We start from the raw sequence: 16,796 nt of genomic DNA on the forward strand, positions 1-16,796 counted from the left end.
GTCAGCGCAGGGTGCGGCGGCTCAGGACGACGACGCCGACGGTGGCGACGAGCAGGAGCACGCCGACGATCTGGAACGGCAGGTTGAATCCGGTGAAAAGAGACATGCCGACATCCGAGACGTCGGAGAAGCCCGTGCGGGCGAGCCTGGGAAATTGCTGCGCCGCGGCGGGCAGCGATTTCACGACCTGCACGACGAGGACGACGAAGCCCCCGAGCACGGCGATGCCTCCGGAAAGCGCGGCGATGTTGAGCCGCCGGCGCGCCTCGGCTTTGAGGTCCAGAAGCATGATGATGAAAAGGAAAAGCACCATCACCGCGCCGGCATAGACAAGGATCTGGATGATCCCGATGAAGAAGGCGTCGAGGGTGATGTAAAGCGCCGCCAGGGCGAGGAAGGAAACCACGAGGCTCATCGCGCTGTTCACCGGGTTGCGGAAGAGGATCACCGCCACGGCCGAGGTGAGCATGAGGATCGAAAAGACCCAGAACAGAATGGTGAGCATGCGGTGGTTTGCGCCGGGGGCGCCGTGCCGCGCCGCTTTTTCGCCGGAAGCCGCGAGGTTAAAAGGGCCGGCCGGCGGTTTCGATCACTTTTTTTCGTTCCACTTGTGGACAAGGCCCGTCATCACCCCGCCCAGTTCGTAGAGCTTGGCCTTGTCGTGGACCATCTCGTCGCGGGAGAGTCCGGTCACCGAATAATCCTTGCGCAGGAAGATGGCCTGCTCGGGGCAGACCTCCTCGCAGAGCCCGCAATAGATGCAGCGGATCATGTCGATGTCGAATTTCTCGGGATACTTCTCGACCTTGGCCCATTTGCTGCCGGCGGGGAGTTCGCCCGGTTTGATGGTGATGGCTCGGGGCGGGCAGATGAATTCGCAGAGCTGGCAGGCCACGCAGCGTTCGCGCCCGTGCTCGTCCCTCACCAGGGTCGGAGCGCCGCGATACCACTCGGGCATCGAGCCGTCCCAGCGCTGCTCGGGGTATTGCATGGTGACCTTCGTTTTTCCGAAGAACATGTTCTTGAAATGCTTGATGGTGACGAGCAGACCGCCGAGGAGCGCGGGAATGTAGGAGCGCTCGGCCAGGCTCAATTTCGGACGTTTGACGACGACAGCCATGTCAGGATTTCAAGTAAGCGAGGATACCCGCGGTGACAAAAATATTCACCAGGGCGACCTCGAAGAAAACATACCAGCCCAGTTTCATCAGCTGGTCGAACCGGAACCGCGGCAATGTCCACCGCACCCAGAGGAAAAAGAAAATCACCGCGGCGATCTTGGCGAAAAAGGTGCCGATGTTGACCAGGCCCCAGACCCAACCCTGCGACCCGTCCGGCACGAACGGCAGGCTCCATCCGCCGAGGAAAAGCGTCACGATGACGCCGGAGCCGGCGATCATCGCCGCGTATTCGCCGAGGAAAAAGAGCGCGAAGCGCATCGAGGAATATTCCGTGTGGTAGCCGCCGACGAGTTCCTGCTCGGCCTCGGGGAGGTCGAAGGGCAGGCGGTTTGTCTCGGCGAACATGGCCACCATGAAGATCGCGAAGGAGATCAGCATCGGGATCCAGAGGAGCAACTTTTCCAAGCTCGCGCCGCCGGTCCATGCGGGCAGCACCATCCACCCGTTTTCCACCTGGTATTGCACGATCTCGCCGAGGTTGAGCGTGCCGGTGACCATGAACACGGGAATGACGGACAGCCCGAGCGACAACTCGTAGGAGATCATCTGCGAACTGGAGCGGATGCCGCCGAGGAACGGATATTTCGAGTTCGACGACCATCCGGCGAGGACGATGCCGTAAACACCGAGCGAGGAAACCGCGAAGACCCACAGGATGCCGATGTCGAGGTTGGCGATGACCATCGGCACGCCGAACAGTGTGCTGCCGAAGGGAAGCACCGCCAGCACAAGAAGTGCGGGGATCATGGCCAGACTCGGCGCGATGCTGAAATAGAACTTGTTCACGCCGGCCGGGACGAAATTTTCCTTGAGCAGGAGTTTCACGCCGTCGGCGATCGGTTGGATGAGTCCCGCCCAGCCGACGCGGTTGGGCCCGACGCGGTCCTGGATGAAGGCGCTGACTTTGCGCTCCGCCCACACCGAGTAGGCGACCATGGTCAGCACGATGCCCAAGATGACGGAGGTCTTGAGGACCGAAGTCCAGACGAGGAAAACCTCGGGTTGCAGGAAAAAGTCGAAGGCCGGCATGGGTCGGTCGCGGCGGCACGGCCGCGGAAGAGAGGAGTTAAAGGCGCGGAGTGCGCGGCTTCAATCCCAAACCGGCGCCCGGCTCCCGCCGCATCAGATTTGGAGCGAGGCCTGCTGCGGGGCGGGAGCGGCTTCTTCCAGCGCCATGTAGCAGGCGCGTTCTTGCAGGGTGCCGAGGATTTCCGGGTCCTGCTCGTCGAACCGGCCGATATTGAGTTCTGCCTGGAGCAGCCCGCCTTTGTCCACCGTGATCGAGCGGGCGTGCACCTCGCCGCGGAGGAAGCCGCGTTTGAGGATGCGCAGGGTGCCGTTGCAATAGATGCGCGCGGTGAGCTTGCCGCGCACCACCATGTCGTGCACGCGGATCGGGTGGGCGATTATGACATCGGCCCCTTTTTCGACCCGCACGCGCCGCGAGCCGATCTCGCAGTTGAGGCGTCCCGTGGTGCTGATCTTTGTCTCGCCGTCGCAGAAAATTTTCCCGGCGGCGCCGCCGCCGATGTCCGCATTGCCGCAGATGGTGAGCTGGTTGTTGAGGTAGCCGAATTTTTTGATCACGAGGTTGCCGCGGGTGCGGACGACGCGGCTCATGCGCTTTTCGACGATGACATCGTAGAGGTCGATGTGCGCGTTGCAGTTCGGGCAGGAGGTGGAGGAGGCGAGCCGCGGCACCTCGTGGATGCGCCCGCATTCGTGGCACCGCACGCGCTTGAATTCCGGCGGCCGCCAGCGCTCGTAGTATTCGCGCAGCTTGCCGATTTGCGGTTCGTAGCGAAGCAGCCACGGTTCGGCCGCCTTGAGCGCGCGCTTTTTCAGCGGTTCAAGCCGCGCCGCCAAGGGCGCGAGGCGCGCGGCCCAAGTCCTGGCCGCGACCGCCGGCGCTGGCGGTTTGCCCGCCAGCTCGAAATGCTGCCCGCAGGAGCGGCAGAAAGTGCTTATGACACCCGGCGATTCCTGCTGGGTGGCCCCGCACTCCGGGCAGGTGACCGCCTGTTTGGCGATGCGCGGCGGCATGGCGCGCACGCCCTCAGATCAGGCCTTTTTTCTGCTCGGGGGCGCCGGACGGACGCGAGCTGTCGGTGCGCGGCAGCGCGGACTTGTTCGGGCTGACTTCCGATTTGCCCACGAACGTGGCGCCGTCCTCGATGATGATGCGGCCGGCGCGAAGGTCGCCGAGGAGCTGGGCCGTGGCCTTGAGTTCCACGCGCTCGGCAGCCTCGATGTTGCCTTGAACGGAGCCGTGGATGATCACCGCTTTCGATTTCACTTCGCCCTGCACATGGGCGCTTTTGCCCACGGTGAGGGTGGCGTTGGATTGGATTTCTCCCTCGATTTTGCCGTCGAAAACGAGGTCGTTCTGGAATTTCAGGGTGCCTTTGACTTCGACGTCGCTGGAAAGGTGGTTGCGGTTGCCGCCGGTAGATGTGTCGCTCATGGGATTCACTAAGTTGCTAAGGTTCATGTTGGATTGAACCTCCAAGTTAAAGTTTCGGCGCGGGGTGTCAAAACGAAAGCAGCCGCGTGTGGTGTTGCATTCAAACCAGGACAAAAGTGTGCGGTCAAAGCAGGACAGGGTTGTTGGAGGTATCAGGCTGGGTTTTCGAGGCGCAGGAGGAGGACTGGGCGGGTGTTTTTGCGTGGAGGATGGAGCAAGACCGAGCAGGAGCCGTCGGGATGCAGGCATCGGGTGACCAGGGTGGCCGGAGGTTGTTCCAGGCGCAGGCGCTGGGAGCCGATGGCGATGCGGCCATCGGAGCCGACACGGGTCTGGGAGCGTTGGCTGAAGACGTAGGGCCACCAAGGGCACTTGGGGGCGGGAAGCAAGGCGCAGCGGCCTTGCTTTTTGGCGAGGTTCCAAGCGGCTTGGGGCGTGGAGCGGATCTCGCGATGGATCTCGCGCCGGTTGCGATGATCACGCAAGGAGTCGATCCAAGTGTTGGCCTCCGGCAGGGTGGAGACGTGTTCGGCGGCGAAGAGTGCCGGCAGGCGTTTTTGCCAGTAGCCGTGAGCGCGTTCGATTTTGCCTTTGGCTTGGGGCGTGGGGGCAAAGCGCAGGCTGACTTCGTAGAAGTGCAGGGCGGCGCCGAGTTGGGTGAAGGCCTCTGGAGTGTGGGCGAAGAAAAAGGAGTGGTAATCGACGTAAAGGGCCAGCGGCAGGCCGAAGCAACGGAACGCGCCGCAGAGCAGGTCAAAGTGAGCCAGCAAGGTCTCGCGCGGGTAGAGCCGCGCGGCGGGAATGAGGCCGGCTGTGGTCGTCGATGAGTTCCAAGAGAACCGGCTGGTGGTCTCGGTGGGCAAACCAGCGATGGGGTGAAGCATCGTATTGCCAGAGCTGGCCGATCTGGGCGACTTGCCAGCGGCGCACGGGCTTGGGGTGGGTTTTGTAGCGGGTGTCTGGAGCGAGGTTCTCTCGTAAAGCAAACCTGCGGACGGAGGCCCGATCCAAGCGCCGGTTGTGGCGGCGCAGGACCTCGGAGGCGGCGAAGCTGTAGGAGACCGGTGGGCGGGCCCCGAGCAGTTTGTGCAAGAGCTCGATGACGTTGGCTGGCCAGTCTTGCCGATGATCTCCGCCGGAGCGGCCGGGGACCCAGCGCGCTTGGCGCCGCTCGGCGCAGGCCCGCAGGTAGGCGCTGTAGAGGACGTAAAACCTGCTGCGGCTCACACCCAACTCGCCAGCCGCCTGACGTGCATCGATCAGATCGCGGCGAAAACGGGCGAAGACATCACGGATAAAAGGCCCGGCGTGGCGAGCCGACAACTGCTGGTATTTTTTTCATCAGCCCGAACCTACCCCACCACGGACTCGCAAGCGCGCAATTTGCTCCGCCTGCGCTACGCTCCGGCTCCGCAAATTGCGCGCTGTCCTGGTTTGATCGCACACTGTCCTGGTTTGACCGCACACTGTCTCGGTTTGATCGCACCGCGACAAACGAAAGCAGCCGCGGCCGTCAGCCGGCGAGTTCCTCCGCGGGGTAGGTCCAAATTTCGCTCAGTGTCGGATGGTAATGGGGCGTGCGTGCGAATTCGGCCGCCGTGGCCCGGTAGCGCATGGCGACCACCACCTCGTGGATCAGCTCCGAGGCATGCGGACCGACCACCGCCCCGCCGACCAGTTCCCCCGTTTTCCGGTCGGCGATCAACTTCACCGCGCCGTCGATTTTGCCCTGCACCAGCGATTTCCCGTGATCGTCGAACGGATACGAGGCCGCGGCGACGTCCATGCCGAGTTCCCGCGCCTCGCGCTCTGTCAGCCCGACCATGGCGGCTTCCGGTTGGGTGAACACGGCGAACAGGCGAAGCCGGTAGTCCGTCGTCTCGAGCGCTTCGCCCGATCCGCGCAACAAGCGCGCCGCATTGCGGGCGGCGATTTCACCCTGTTCGATGGCGATGTGGACAATCTCCAGTTTCCCGGTCACGTCGCCGGCGCCGAAAATGTGCGGCACGGCGGTCTGTTGCGTGTCGCTTGTTGCAAGTGGACGGCCGGCGGCGGCCTCGATCCCCGCCGCGGGCAAATCAAGTCCTCCCGTGGCGGCATCGCGGCCGAGGGCGAGCAGGATCTCCCGGGCTTCGAGCGTCTCTTCGCGGTCTTCGTGGCCGATGCGAACCCACTTGCCGCGCGGACCTCTTCCGGCGGAAATAATTTTGCATCCGGTGACAAACTTCGTCCCGTGGCGTTCCATGCCGCGCTGCACGGCATCGGCCACGTCCGCGTCCATCGAGCTGAGGATCTGCCTGCTGCGTTGCACCACCGTCACGCGCGATCCGAGTGCCGTGTGGTAATGCGCCATTTCCAGCGCCACGGGTCCCGCGCCGAGAACGATGAGCGATGCGGGCGGCCGCGGGTTGTCGAGCACGTCATCGCTGGTCAGGGGCTGTGCGTCGGCCAGTCCCGGGATGTCCGGATGACGGATCACCGATCCGGTGGCGACAATGATCGTGCGAGCGGATAGGTTATGCTCCGTTCCCTCCGCCTCCCTGACGCGGAGCGTGTGCGGGTCCGCGAACCGCGCATGCCCCCGGATCAGCTGGAATTGCCCGTTCTCGAGCTGCTCCGCCCGGTAGCGGGCGAATTCCGCCACCAGGCGTTTTTTGCGGGCGATGATTTTTTCGCCGTCGAAAGAAATGTCCTTTGCGTGCAGGCCGAATTCTTCCGCTTCTTTCATTTCCAGCATGCGGTTGGCCGACTCGATGAGCGTCTTGCTCGGCATGCAGCCGCGGAGGATGCAGAGGCCGCCCAGTTCCGCGGAGCCGTCGATGACGGCGGTGCGCAGGCCTTCGCGGCTTGCAGTGCGCGCGGCGGCATAACCTGCGCTCCCGCCACCGATCACCACCAGGTCGAAATCACTCATCGCGCACTTTATAGACCCGGAAAAACCGGTTGGCGAACACCGGCTCCAGGAACACCGGCACATTGCGCGCGTCTGCCAAGCGCGTGATCAGCGGATTCTGCGGCGGCGGAACGCCGAGCAGCGTTGCCGACGTCGGGACCACCCGCTCGGGCGTATCGGTCACAACGTATTTCACTTTGCGCAGTCCGAGCAGGGCCGCGGCCACGTGGTCGTCGTCGGACAAAAAGAAGCGCGCCGCGTCCGTGCTTCCGGGCAAACTTTGGTGCGAGGTGCCGGCGACGGCGGGTTGTCCGCTCGAGCGAGCCAACGCCGGCGAGATCCACCACGGGGCGAGCACGCCACCGCGCGGTTGCTGGCGGAGAAAAGCGGCGATCTGGTCCACATATGCCGCCTCCGCGATTTTTTCGGAGCGCAGCATTTGCTCGCGCGGTGAAGGAAAGAGCCGCATTTCCCACGCCGCCGCGACGGGCCAGAGGCTCGCGACGAAGGCCGTCCACGCGACCCACTTTTTGCCGGGCAGTCTCAGCAGCCATGGCAGCGAGAGACAAAAAACCGCGGCCAGCCACGGGCTCCAACGCGCCTGCCATCCGGTGAGCGCCGTGACGACCGCGAGCAGCACGAGACACATCAGCGCCAACGGGTCGCGCTTTTTGAAATAATCCCAGCCGAGAAGAAGCGGCGCGGGCGCGAGCAGCCATCCGGTCCATGCAAACATGGCGCGCGGGCCGGCGGGTTGCAGTTCCCCGAGCATGGATGCCCAGCGCGGAAAAAACGCGCGCACTTCGTTGCCCGGCCAAGGGATCCGGAAGCCTTCGAGTGCCCACGCCCCGAGCGCGATGCCTGCGGCGAGAACCAGCGCCCGGCGCCACGCCATGGGCCGACCGCCCCGGCGCAGCGCCAACCCGCGGGCGATTTCCTGGGCAGCAAGGAGGATCAGCGGCTCGAACCACGAAACCCACAAGGCCAATCCCCAGGCGATTCCCGCACACCATGCCCACCCCGGCTTTCCGGTTTTCACGAATGCGAATCCCGCCGCAAGCGCCACGGTCGTCAGCGCCACCAGCAACGATTGATGGTCCGGGCGCCCGAAGGCAAAGGCGTGCGTCAAAGCCGGCGAAATGCAAAACAACAGCAGCGTTGGCCAGCGCGGATTCAGGTCGAGCGCGCGTGACCACGACCACAGGAAAACAAGCGCCAGCAAGCCGAGCAGCGGCGAAATCCACGCGCCGGCAAGATCGAGCGGCCGGAGCACCAGTCCGAGCAGAACAATGAGATGATCCATCGGCGCCGTGGTGTGCGGCACGGTGCCCTCCGGATGGTTTTCGAAATCATGTGCGCGGATGATCGTGCCCGGTGCATGCTGAACCATCGCTGCGCGCTGCATGCGGCTGTGGCAATCGCCGTCGGCAAAAACGACCATCGTCCCGCCGTCAGGCCGCGGCACCAGGACCTCATCACGGTTCCACGTCGCGGCGCCAAGGAAGATCGCGACGAGCAATCCGATTTCGAGCCATCTTGGCCTGAGCCTGATCGCAAATGGCCGGGCGCTATCCATGGTGGCGGTGTTTATGACGGGAAAATCGGTTTTACGGAGCAAAAAAGGCTGGAGCGTGGCGCCGGGCGGGATAGCTTCTCTGGACGCACGGGCTGACCCGGGCGCATCCCGGGAAAGCACGATTTTTATGGCGTCAAAAGCGAAGGAAAACGAGGAAGAGAAAGCGGCCAAAGGCGTGGAATACGGCGCGGCGCAGATCGACAAACTCGAAGGCTTGGAGGCCGTGCGCAAGCGGCCGGGGATGTATATCGGCTACACCGACGAGCGCGGTTTGCACCACTGCGTTTACGAGGTTCTCGACAACTCCATCGACGAGCATCTGGCCGGCTTCTGCACGCGCATCGACGTGACCATCCACGCCGACGGCTCCTGCTCCATCCGCGACAACGGCCGCGGCATCCCGGTGGACATGCATCCCAAGTGGAAGATCCCGGCGATCGAGCTGGTGCTCACCAACCTGCACGCCGGCGGCAAATTCGGCCAGGGCGCCTACAAATTCAGCGGCGGCCTCCACGGCGTCGGCGCCAAGTGCGTCAACGCGCTCTCCGAGTGGTTCAAGGCCGAGGTTTACCGCGACGGGAAGGTCTATTTCATGTCGTTCGCCCGCGGCAAAACGACGCAGCAGCTCAAAGTCCTCAGCGAACTCAAAAACAAGAAGCAGACCGGCACGCTCATCACGTTTCTCCCCGACAACGAGATTTTCACCACGACGGAATTCGTTTTCGAGCGCCTCGGTGCGCGCCTGCGCGAGCTGGCCTTCCTCAACTCCGGCCTCGAGATCCGCCTCACCGACGAGCGTGTCGAGGGCGACCCCAAACAGAGCATTTTTATCTACAAGCTCGGCATCGAGGAATTCGTCAAGGAACTCGGCGAGAGCAAGCAGGTCATCCACCCCAAAGTCATCAAGCTCGCAGGCGCGCGGAAGACCAAGATGAAGAACAAGGACGGCAACGACGTCGAGGAAGACGTCTTCGTCGACTGCGTGCTGCAATACAACGACAGCTATACCGACCAGATCCTTTGCTTCACCAATTCGATCCCGAACCCCGACGGCGGGACGCACATGACCGGGTTCCGCTCGGCCCTCACGCGCGCGATCAACCAATACTCCAAGGCCAACAACCTCGCGAAGGAAAAGGACCCCGCCATCACCGGCGACGATGTGCGCGAGGGCCTCATCTGCGTGCTCAGCCTCAAGCACCCCGATCCCAAGTTCGAGAGCCAGACCAAGGTCAAGCTCGTCAATCCCGAGGTGGACGGCATCGTCAGCTCGATCGTTTACGAGGGGCTGATGGATTTCTTCGAGACCAACCCTCCAGTCGCGAAAAAAGTTTTCGAGAAGGCGATCACCGCCGCCCGCGCCCGCGAGGCCGCCCGCAGAGCCCGCGAGACCGTGCGCAAGAGCGCGCTCACCGGCGGCGGATTGCCCGGCAAGCTGGCCGACTGCTCCGAGCGCGACCCGTCGCTCACCGAACTCTTCATCGTCGAGGGCGACTCGGCAGGCGGTTCGGCCAAGCAGGGGCGCGACCGCCGTTTCCAGGCGATCCTTCCGATCCGCGGCAAGCTGATCAACGTGGAGAAAGCGCGCTTGGACAAGGTGCTGCAGAACACCGAAATCCAGACCATGATCACCGCCGTCGGCACCGGTATCGGCGACGGCGACCAGGAAGGCGCGTTCAACTTCGGGAAATTGCGTTACGGTCGCATCATCATCATGACCGACGCCGACGTGGACGGCTCGCACATCCGCACGCTGCTGCTCACGTTTTTCTACCGCCAGATGACCGAGTTGGTCCGTCGCGGTTGCGTCTATATCGCCCAGCCGCCGCTCTACCAGATCAAGCGCAAGAAACGCGAGGAATACGTCGATGACGACGCCCAGCTCACCAAGATCCTCATTTCGCTCGGCGCGGAGGACGTCAAACTCGTCCACCTGAAAAACAAAAAAACCTTCACCGAGACGCAGCTCAAAGAAATCCTCGAACTCCTCGAGCGCCTCAACAAGCACAGCAACGCGATCAAGCGCCTCGGCGGGGATTTCGAGAGCTACCTCGAGGCGCGCGACGACAAAACCGGGAAGCTGCCCGAGTATCTGGTCAAGATCCGCGACGGCAACACGGAGTCCGTCGAATATTTCCACGACGAGAGCGAGTTGCAGACTTTCGCGAAAAACAACAGCGACCTCAATCTTTTCGAGGAGGAGGCGCCGGAAACCCCCAACGGAGAAAGCGCGCCGAAGGAAAAGGACACCGGCGCCCGCCGCCGCCGCGCGCGACTCGTCGAGATCCACGAGTCCACGGGCGTGGACAAGCTGATCAATGAACTCTCCAAGAAGGGCCTCGACATCGACCACTATTCGGCCACCGACAAGCCCATCTTCCACCTTGTCGAAGGCGAGGGGGATCGCGAGACAAGGCACGAGATTTTCGCCATCCCGCGCATTCTCGAACTGGTCAAGGAGATCGGCCGCCGCGGCGTGCAGATCAAACGGTTCAAAGGCCTCGGTGAAATGAACGCCAAAGAGCTTTTCCAGACGACGATGGACCCCGAGAAACGCCGGCTCCTTCGCGTCAAACTCGACGAAACCAACGCCGTCGAGGCCGACAAAATGTTCACCGTCCTCATGGGCGACGTGGTCGAACCGCGCCGCCATTTCATCGAGGACAATGCCCTCAACGTCCGCAACCTCGACATCTAAGAAATCCGATCCCATGCCTCCCAAAGCCGCCGAATCCAAAGCCGAACCCGTCGCCGACAAAGCTGCCGCGCAACGCAACAAGAACCTCGACCTTGCCCTGCAGCAGATCGCCAAGGATTACGGCGACGGCGCGATCATGCGCCTCGGCGACCATTCGACGGCCGACATCGAAGTCATTCCCACGGGCAACATCATGATCGACCGCGCCCTCGGCGTGGGCGGTTTCCCGCGCGGCCGCATCATCGAGGTTTACGGCCCCGAGTCCTCGGGCAAAACGACGCTCACGCTCACCGTCATCGCCCAGGCGCAGAAGCGCGGCGGCCTGGCCGCCTTCATCGATGTCGAGCACGCGCTCGACCCGAAATACGCGCAGCGTCTCGGCGTGAACCTCGACGATCTCCTCGTGTCGCAGCCGAGTTCGGGCGAGGAAGCGCTCCGCATCTGCGAAACGCTCGTCCGCTCCAACGCGCTCGACGTCATCGTGCTCGACTCCGTTGCCGCGCTCGTGACCAAGCAGGAACTCGAAGGCGAAATCGGCGATTCGACCGTCGGCACGCAGGCCCGGTTGATGAGCGCGGCCATGCGCAAACTCACCGCATTGATTTCCAAAGCCCGCACCTGCTGCATCTTCACCAACCAGATCCGCGAAAAAATCGGTGTCATGTTCGGCAATCCCGAAACCACGCCCGGCGGCAAGGCGCTCAAATTCTATTCCTCGGTGCGCTGCGATATCCGCCGCATCGGCGCCATCAAGCAGGCCGACGGAGCCGTCACCGGCAACCGCACGCGCGTCAAGGTGGTGAAAAACAAAGTCGCCCCGCCGTTCACCGAAGCCGAGTTCGACATCATGTATAACGAGGGAATTTCCAATGTCGGTTCGCTCATCGACATCGCCCTGGAAAAAGGCGTGCTCGAAAAGCGCGGCAGCTGGCTCAGCTTCAAGGGCAACCAGCTTGCGCAGGGGCGCGACGCCGCCAAGGACGCGCTCAAATCCGACGAAAAGCTCTACAAGGAAATCGAAACCGCCACGCTCGCCGCCTTGAACGCGACGGAGGCGGCATAAGCCGCGATCGGCGCCGCGACAACCTGTAGCGTCGGCATCCTGCCGGCGAATACTCCGCTTACCACGACATGAACATCCACGAATACCAAGCCAAGGAACTGCTGACCAAGTTCGGCGCCGACAATCCGCGCGGATCGGTGGCGCGCACGCCCGCGGAGGCGGAAAAAGTCGCCCGCGAACTCGGCACCAACTCCATCGTGGTCAAAGCCCAGATCCACGCCGGCGGCCGCGGCAAGGGGACGTTCACCAACGGCTTCAAGGGCGGGGTCCAGCTCTGCAAGACCGCCGGCCAGGCCCGCGACATCGCCTCCAAGATGATCGGACAAACCTTGGTCACGCACCAGACCGGCCCCGAGGGGCGCGTGGTGAACCAGGTGCTTGTCGCCGAGTCGGTCGAGATCGAGAAGGAATTTTATTTCGCCATCCTCATGGATCGCGCGACGGGCGCTCCGGTCATCGTGGCCAGCCGCGAGGGAGGGATGGATATCGAGGAAGTCGCGGCCAAGAGTCCGGAAAAGATCATCCGCGAGCCGGTCGATCCGGCGTGGGGCCTCCAGCCCTACCAGACGCGCAAGCTCGCCCGGGAACTCGGCTTCGCCCCGTCGAAAATGCGCCCCGCCTGCAAGTTGTTCGCCGCGCTTTACCGCTGCTTCATCGCCTGCGATTGCTCGATGGTCGAGATCAACCCCCTCGTGCTCACCAAGGGCGGCGATGTGCTCGCGCTCGACGCCAAATTTTCCTTCGACGACAACGCCCTTTTCCGTCATCCGGAGATCGTCGCCCTGCGCGACGAGGCCGAGGAGGATCCGCGGGAGGTGGCCGCCGCCAAACATCACCTCAGCTATATCGGGCTCGACGGCAACATCGGCTGCATGGTCAACGGTGCGGGTCTCGCCATGGCCACGATGGACATCATCAAGCACCACGGCGGCGCGCCGGCCAACTTCCTCGACGTGGGCGGCGGGGCCAGCGAAGAGCAGGTCACCGAGGCGTTCAAAATCCTGCTCTCCGACCCCAAGGTCAAAGCCATCCTCGTGAACATTTTCGGCGGCATCATGAAGTGCGATATCATTGCGCAGGGCGTGATGAACGCCGCCAAAGCACTGAAGCTCGAGATCCCGCTTGTCGTCCGCCTCGAGGGCACGAACGTGGAGCAGGGCCGCAAACTGCTGGCCTCTTCCGGACTCGCCGTCATCTCCGCCGCCGATCTCGACGACGCGGCGAAGCAAGTGGTCGCTCTCGCACGGGGGAAATAATCTCATGTCCGTTCTCGTTGACAAAAACACCCGCCTGGTTGTCCAGGGCATCACCGGAAAGTCCGGCGCTTTCCACACCCGCAACTGCATGGAATACGGCACCAACGTCGTGGCCGGGGTCACTCCCGCGCGCGGAGGCGAGATGTTCGATGACAAAGTGCCCATCTTCGACACGGTGCACGAAGCGCGCAAGCAGACCGGTTGCAATGCGACCATGATTTTTGTCCCGCCCGAGTTCGCCGCCGATGCCATCCTCGAAGCCGCCGATGCGGGCGTCGAATTGATCGTCTGCATCACCGAGGGAATCCCGGTCATGGACATGATGCGCGTGAAGGAAGTGCTCAAGACCTTCAAGTCGCGCCTCATCGGCCCCAACTGCCCGGGCATCATCACCCCGGGCCAGTGCAAGATCGGCATCATGCCCGGCTACATCCACAAGCCCGGGCACATCGGCGTCGTTTCGCGTTCCGGCACCCTCACCTACGAAGCCGTCTGGCAGTTGACCAGCCGCGGGGTCGGCCAATCGACCTGCATCGGCATTGGCGGTGATCCGATCATCGGCACGACCACGCTCGATGCGGTCAAACTTTTCGCCGCCGATCCGGAGACCCACGGCATCATCCTCATCGGCGAAATCGGCGGAAGCGCGGAGGAAGAAGCCGCCGCGTGGCTCAAGGAAAATTGCGACAAGCCCGTTGCCGGATTCATCGCCGGTGCCACCGCCCCTCCCGGACGCCGCATGGGTCATGCCGGCGCCATCATCTCCGGAGGCAAAGGCACGGCATCCGCGAAGAAAGACGCCCTGCGCGCCGCCGGCATTGTCGTGGCCGAGACACCCAGCACCATTGCCGACACGCTGCTCGCGGTGATGAAGTAAAGGTTGCGGATCCCGCGGTCTCGCCGCGGCACGCGAAAAAACTTTCACCCGTCCATCCGATTGACCGCTGCACTCGGGAAAGGTATATACCATATATGACGACGACACTTTTCATGAACGGACGCTCCCAAGCCGTGCGCTTGCCCAAGCAGTTGCGGTTGCCCGGAAAGCGCGCCAAAATTCGCCGCTTCGGCCGTGGTTTGCTTTTGGAGCCGATGGGCGATGAAAGCTGGCCGGAAGGCTACTTCGAGAAAGTGTTGATCAAAGACAACTCGTTCAAGCGGCCCGGTCAGGGCGAGGTGCCGCCACTTCCCGACCTTGAGCGGTGACCCATTTGCTCGACACCGATGTTTGCGTGGCGGTGCTGCGTGGGATGAAAGCCGTGCAGGAGCGCTTGCGAATGCTTTCTCCCGATGATGTGGGTGTTTCGACGGTTTCGATCTACGAGCTGTTTGCCGGTGTGGAGCGTTGCCGTGACCCCCGTGCCGAAGGACGGAAAGTTGAGCGCTTTTTGGCCCCGCTGCACATTCTGACTCTCGACCGTGAATCGGCCCGGCGGGCGGCCAAGGTCAGGGCAAAGTTGCAAGAGTCCGGCACAGTTATCGGCCCCTACGATTTGCTCCTGGCCGGGCAGGCGCTGGCTTTGGAAGTCAAGCTGGTCACACGCAACACGCGCGAATTTTCCCGCGTTGCCGGGTTGAAACTGGAAGATTGGCTGAGCTGATTTTTCCGATCCGGCGCCCGCGATTTTCCAGCGTGGACTCGATGTTCTCAAACGAGACCTTCGATGTCCGCCAGATCCTTGGCTCGGCCGGGAGCTTCTTTGTTTCGGCGGAATGATTGCCGGTCATGAACGGCAAGTTGGATCCCCTCCAAAACAACCTCGCCGCGCCTGCCGCATACATCGTCGAAATTCAATGCGGTCAGTCCGGTCAAAATATCGATACGGTTGGGTGCAACACCAAGTTGAATCACTTGATCCGGTTGCTCGAAATTAGCGGCTCGGAATTTTCGAACCAAGCGTTCGATCATCTGCAAACTATGCAGCGCCCGGTGTCGTGGCACCAAGCCGCTATTGGCCGCACGCGGCGCGGATCATCTGCACGAAAGCAGGCTCGGCTTTTTCCACCGTCGGCGCGGGTCCGGTCATCTTGACATAGACGTCGCCGGCCGGGCTTTCGAGGATCGCCCCCACCAAAGCCTGACCCTCCAGCGGAGTGGTCGGTCCGCCGGGCATGCCGCTCTGGAAGGTGCCGCGCGCGCGGGCGAATGTCACCGGCACTTTGCCGATGGTTTCCTTGGCGGTTGCCGCGCCTTTCGAGTCGTTGTCCCCGTCGAACTGTCCGAACCAGCGATCGATATTCTGCTGCACGCCGCCGCCTTGGCCGGGTCCGAAGTGGAACACCGTGATGACGGCCTCGCCCGCTTCGCCCGTTCCTTCGGGGCCGGGCACACGCAACTCCGCCTTGCGCATGGGCGAAGACGGTTCGACGGATTTCCATGCCGCAGGCACGGTGAACGTGAAATCCCCGGCGCGGAACACCGGTTCCCCCGCTTGCGCGGAAAGCGCCGTCGCGGCAACTGCCAACGCAAGCAATGTGCGGCGCCTCAAGCGCATGGCTTAGCGCTTGGAGAACTGGAAGCGCTTGCGCGCCCCGGGACGTCCGGGCTTCTTGCGCTCTTTCATCCGCGGATCGCGGGTGAGAAGACCGTTTTTCTTCAGCTCCGGACGAAGATTGGCATCGAGCTTGAGCAGTGCGCGTGCGATGGCGAGGCTGGCCGCCCCGGCTTGTCCGCTCACTCCGCCGCCCGAGGTCTTGAGAAAAATATCCACCGACTGGGAGCGTCCGCTGAGTTCCAGCGGGCGCAGGACCGCGGTCTGCAGGGTGGTCGTGGGGAAGTAGTCGTTGAACTCGCGGCTGTTGACTTCGATTTTGCCCGAGCCGGGCTTGAGGCGGACGCGCGCTACGGAAGTGCGGCGGCGGCCGGTGGCGGTGTGGACTTCGGACATGGTCAGGAAACTTTGAGTTCTTTGGGCTGCTGCGCGGCGTGCGGATGCTCCGCGCCGGCATAGACTTTGAGTTTGGTGAACTGGGCGCGCCCGAGCCGGTTGTGCGGGATCATGCCGCGCACGGCGCGCTCGACGAGCAATTCGGGCCGGCGCGCACGGCGCTGCTCGAAGGTTTCGCTTTTGTGCCCGCCGACGTAGCCGGAGAAGCTCATGTAGGTCTTGGCGGTCGGCTTTTTGCCGGTCACGCGGACTTTGGACGCATTGATCACCACGACGAAGTCGCCCGTGTCGCAGTGCGGGGTGAAGACCGGCTTGTTCTTGCCGCGCAGAACGTCGGCAACTTTGGTCGCGAGGCGCCCGAGGATCTGGTTCTCGGCGTCCACGACCCACCAGTTGCGCTTCACTTCCTCGGCTTTGGCGGAAAAGGTTTTCATGGCAAAATTGGCCGGTCAGAATAGGTGGGTCGGCGGGACGAAGTCAAAGCCAATCTGCCGGTCCGGAGGAAAAAGGCCGGATCCCGCGGCTCGGATGAGCTGATTTTGCGCTTTTTGCATAGAACCTATCCCAAAACCTGGCGCGGTGGCGTTGCGGATAATTTTCGTTTGTGGCAAGGAGCAAGCGATGTGGCTGTATCCTCTGCGATACAGTCTCGAGCGCCGCGACGCAGCCACGGAAGAAAAGCGCCGCAACCCTCTCGGGCAGGGCCATGGCGGGGCGTCTGGCGGCGTTGCTTCGCCAGTCACGATGCGCAGAGGCATCGCTCCCTGCTCGCGCCTT

At 63.0% G+C, this 16,796-nt stretch carries 18 protein-coding genes; 6 read left to right on the plus strand and 12 right to left on the minus strand.

Annotation, left to right across the window (positions count from 1 at the left end):
* Position 1 precedes the first annotated feature (1 nt).
* The 8 genes from FGM15_09115 to FGM15_09150 all read right to left on the minus strand — a co-directional run bounded on the left by FGM15_09115 (position 2) and on the right by FGM15_09150 (position 8,057).
* Positions 2-505: an NADH-quinone oxidoreductase subunit J gene (locus FGM15_09115; protein MBU3666017.1), complete on the minus strand. Its 504-nt coding sequence runs from the start codon at positions 503-505 to the stop codon at positions 2-4.
* An 84-nt stretch (positions 506-589) separates the two neighbouring features.
* Positions 590-1,120: an NADH-quinone oxidoreductase subunit I gene (locus tag FGM15_09120; GenBank protein ID MBU3666018.1), complete on the minus strand. Its 531-nt coding sequence runs from the start codon at positions 1,118-1,120 to the stop codon at positions 590-592.
* Position 1,121: 1 nt separating this feature from the next.
* On the minus strand, positions 1,122-2,210 hold the full coding sequence (gene nuoH / locus FGM15_09125; GenBank protein ID MBU3666019.1) for an NADH-quinone oxidoreductase subunit NuoH: 1,089 nt from the start codon (positions 2,208-2,210) through the stop codon (positions 1,122-1,124).
* 93 nt (positions 2,211-2,303) lie between these two features.
* Positions 2,304-3,224: a polymer-forming cytoskeletal protein gene (locus FGM15_09130; GenBank protein ID MBU3666020.1), complete on the minus strand. Its 921-nt coding sequence runs from the start codon at positions 3,222-3,224 to the stop codon at positions 2,304-2,306.
* Positions 3,225-3,237: 13 nt separating this feature from the next.
* Complete coding sequence (locus FGM15_09135) at positions 3,238-3,645, minus strand: polymer-forming cytoskeletal protein (GenBank protein MBU3666021.1); 408 nt, start codon at positions 3,643-3,645, stop codon at positions 3,238-3,240.
* 152 nt (positions 3,646-3,797) lie between these two features.
* Positions 3,798-4,529, minus strand: coding sequence for a hypothetical protein (locus tag FGM15_09140; GenBank protein MBU3666022.1), 732 nt, complete (start codon positions 4,527-4,529; stop codon positions 3,798-3,800).
* 629 nt (positions 4,530-5,158) lie between these two features.
* Complete coding sequence (locus tag FGM15_09145; protein MBU3666023.1) at positions 5,159-6,559, minus strand: NAD(P)/FAD-dependent oxidoreductase; 1,401 nt, start codon at positions 6,557-6,559, stop codon at positions 5,159-5,161.
* Positions 6,552-8,057 carry a hypothetical protein gene (locus tag FGM15_09150; protein ID MBU3666024.1) on the minus strand — a complete coding sequence of 502 codons (1,506 nt, stop codon included), beginning with the start codon at positions 8,055-8,057 and terminating at the stop codon, positions 6,552-6,554. The genes FGM15_09145 and FGM15_09150 overlap by 8 nt, the downstream gene beginning before the upstream one ends.
* Positions 8,058-8,241: 184 nt before the next feature.
* On the opposite strand from FGM15_09150, the gene gyrB reads away from it, so the two are divergent.
* From gyrB to FGM15_09180, 6 genes are all read left to right on the plus strand, one after another.
* Positions 8,242-10,812, plus strand: coding sequence for a DNA topoisomerase (ATP-hydrolyzing) subunit B (gene gyrB, locus FGM15_09155; protein ID MBU3666025.1), 2,571 nt, complete (start codon positions 8,242-8,244; stop codon positions 10,810-10,812).
* Between the two features lie 13 nt (positions 10,813-10,825).
* Positions 10,826-11,875 (plus strand): recombinase RecA, encoded by a 1,050-nt coding sequence (gene recA / locus FGM15_09160; protein ID MBU3666026.1) that lies wholly within the window; start codon positions 10,826-10,828, stop codon positions 11,873-11,875.
* Between the two features lie 68 nt (positions 11,876-11,943).
* On the plus strand, positions 11,944-13,131 hold the full coding sequence (gene sucC, locus FGM15_09165; protein MBU3666027.1) for an ADP-forming succinate--CoA ligase subunit beta: 1,188 nt from the start codon (positions 11,944-11,946) through the stop codon (positions 13,129-13,131).
* A 4-nt stretch (positions 13,132-13,135) separates the two neighbouring features.
* A complete protein-coding gene (gene sucD, locus FGM15_09170) occupies positions 13,136-14,008 on the plus strand; it encodes a succinate--CoA ligase subunit alpha (GenBank protein ID MBU3666028.1) in 873 nt (290 codons plus the stop codon).
* A 95-nt stretch (positions 14,009-14,103) separates the two neighbouring features.
* Entirely contained in the window at positions 14,104-14,337 is a 234-nt protein-coding gene (locus FGM15_09175; GenBank protein MBU3666029.1) for an AbrB/MazE/SpoVT family DNA-binding domain-containing protein, read from the plus strand.
* Complete coding sequence (locus FGM15_09180) at positions 14,334-14,732, plus strand: type II toxin-antitoxin system VapC family toxin (GenBank protein MBU3666030.1); 399 nt, start codon at positions 14,334-14,336, stop codon at positions 14,730-14,732. The genes FGM15_09175 and FGM15_09180 overlap by 4 nt, the downstream gene beginning before the upstream one ends.
* Before the next feature lie 47 nt (positions 14,733-14,779).
* Here the strand turns inward: FGM15_09180 and FGM15_09185 are convergent, their stop codons facing one another.
* Genes FGM15_09185 through rplM form a run of 4 tightly spaced genes read right to left on the minus strand, consistent with a single transcriptional unit; the run spans position 14,780 to position 16,453 of the window.
* Positions 14,780-15,040: a hypothetical protein gene (locus tag FGM15_09185; protein MBU3666031.1), complete on the minus strand. Its 261-nt coding sequence runs from the start codon at positions 15,038-15,040 to the stop codon at positions 14,780-14,782.
* A 40-nt stretch (positions 15,041-15,080) separates the two neighbouring features.
* Positions 15,081-15,620 carry a hypothetical protein gene (locus FGM15_09190; GenBank protein ID MBU3666032.1) on the minus strand — a complete coding sequence of 180 codons (540 nt, stop codon included), beginning with the start codon at positions 15,618-15,620 and terminating at the stop codon, positions 15,081-15,083.
* Between the two features lie 9 nt (positions 15,621-15,629).
* Entirely contained in the window at positions 15,630-16,019 is a 390-nt protein-coding gene (gene rpsI, locus FGM15_09195; protein MBU3666033.1) for a 30S ribosomal protein S9, read from the minus strand.
* Between the two features lie 2 nt (positions 16,020-16,021).
* The gene (rplM, locus tag FGM15_09200; protein ID MBU3666034.1) at positions 16,022-16,453 is read right to left on the minus strand and encodes a 50S ribosomal protein L13; all 432 of its coding nucleotides are present in this window, start codon (positions 16,451-16,453) and stop codon (positions 16,022-16,024) included.
* Positions 16,454-16,796: the final 343 nt, after the last annotated feature.

This window comes from Chthoniobacterales bacterium, from assembly GCA_018883245.1.
Lineage (GTDB): Bacteria > Verrucomicrobiota > Verrucomicrobiia > Chthoniobacterales > JACTMZ01 > JACTMZ01.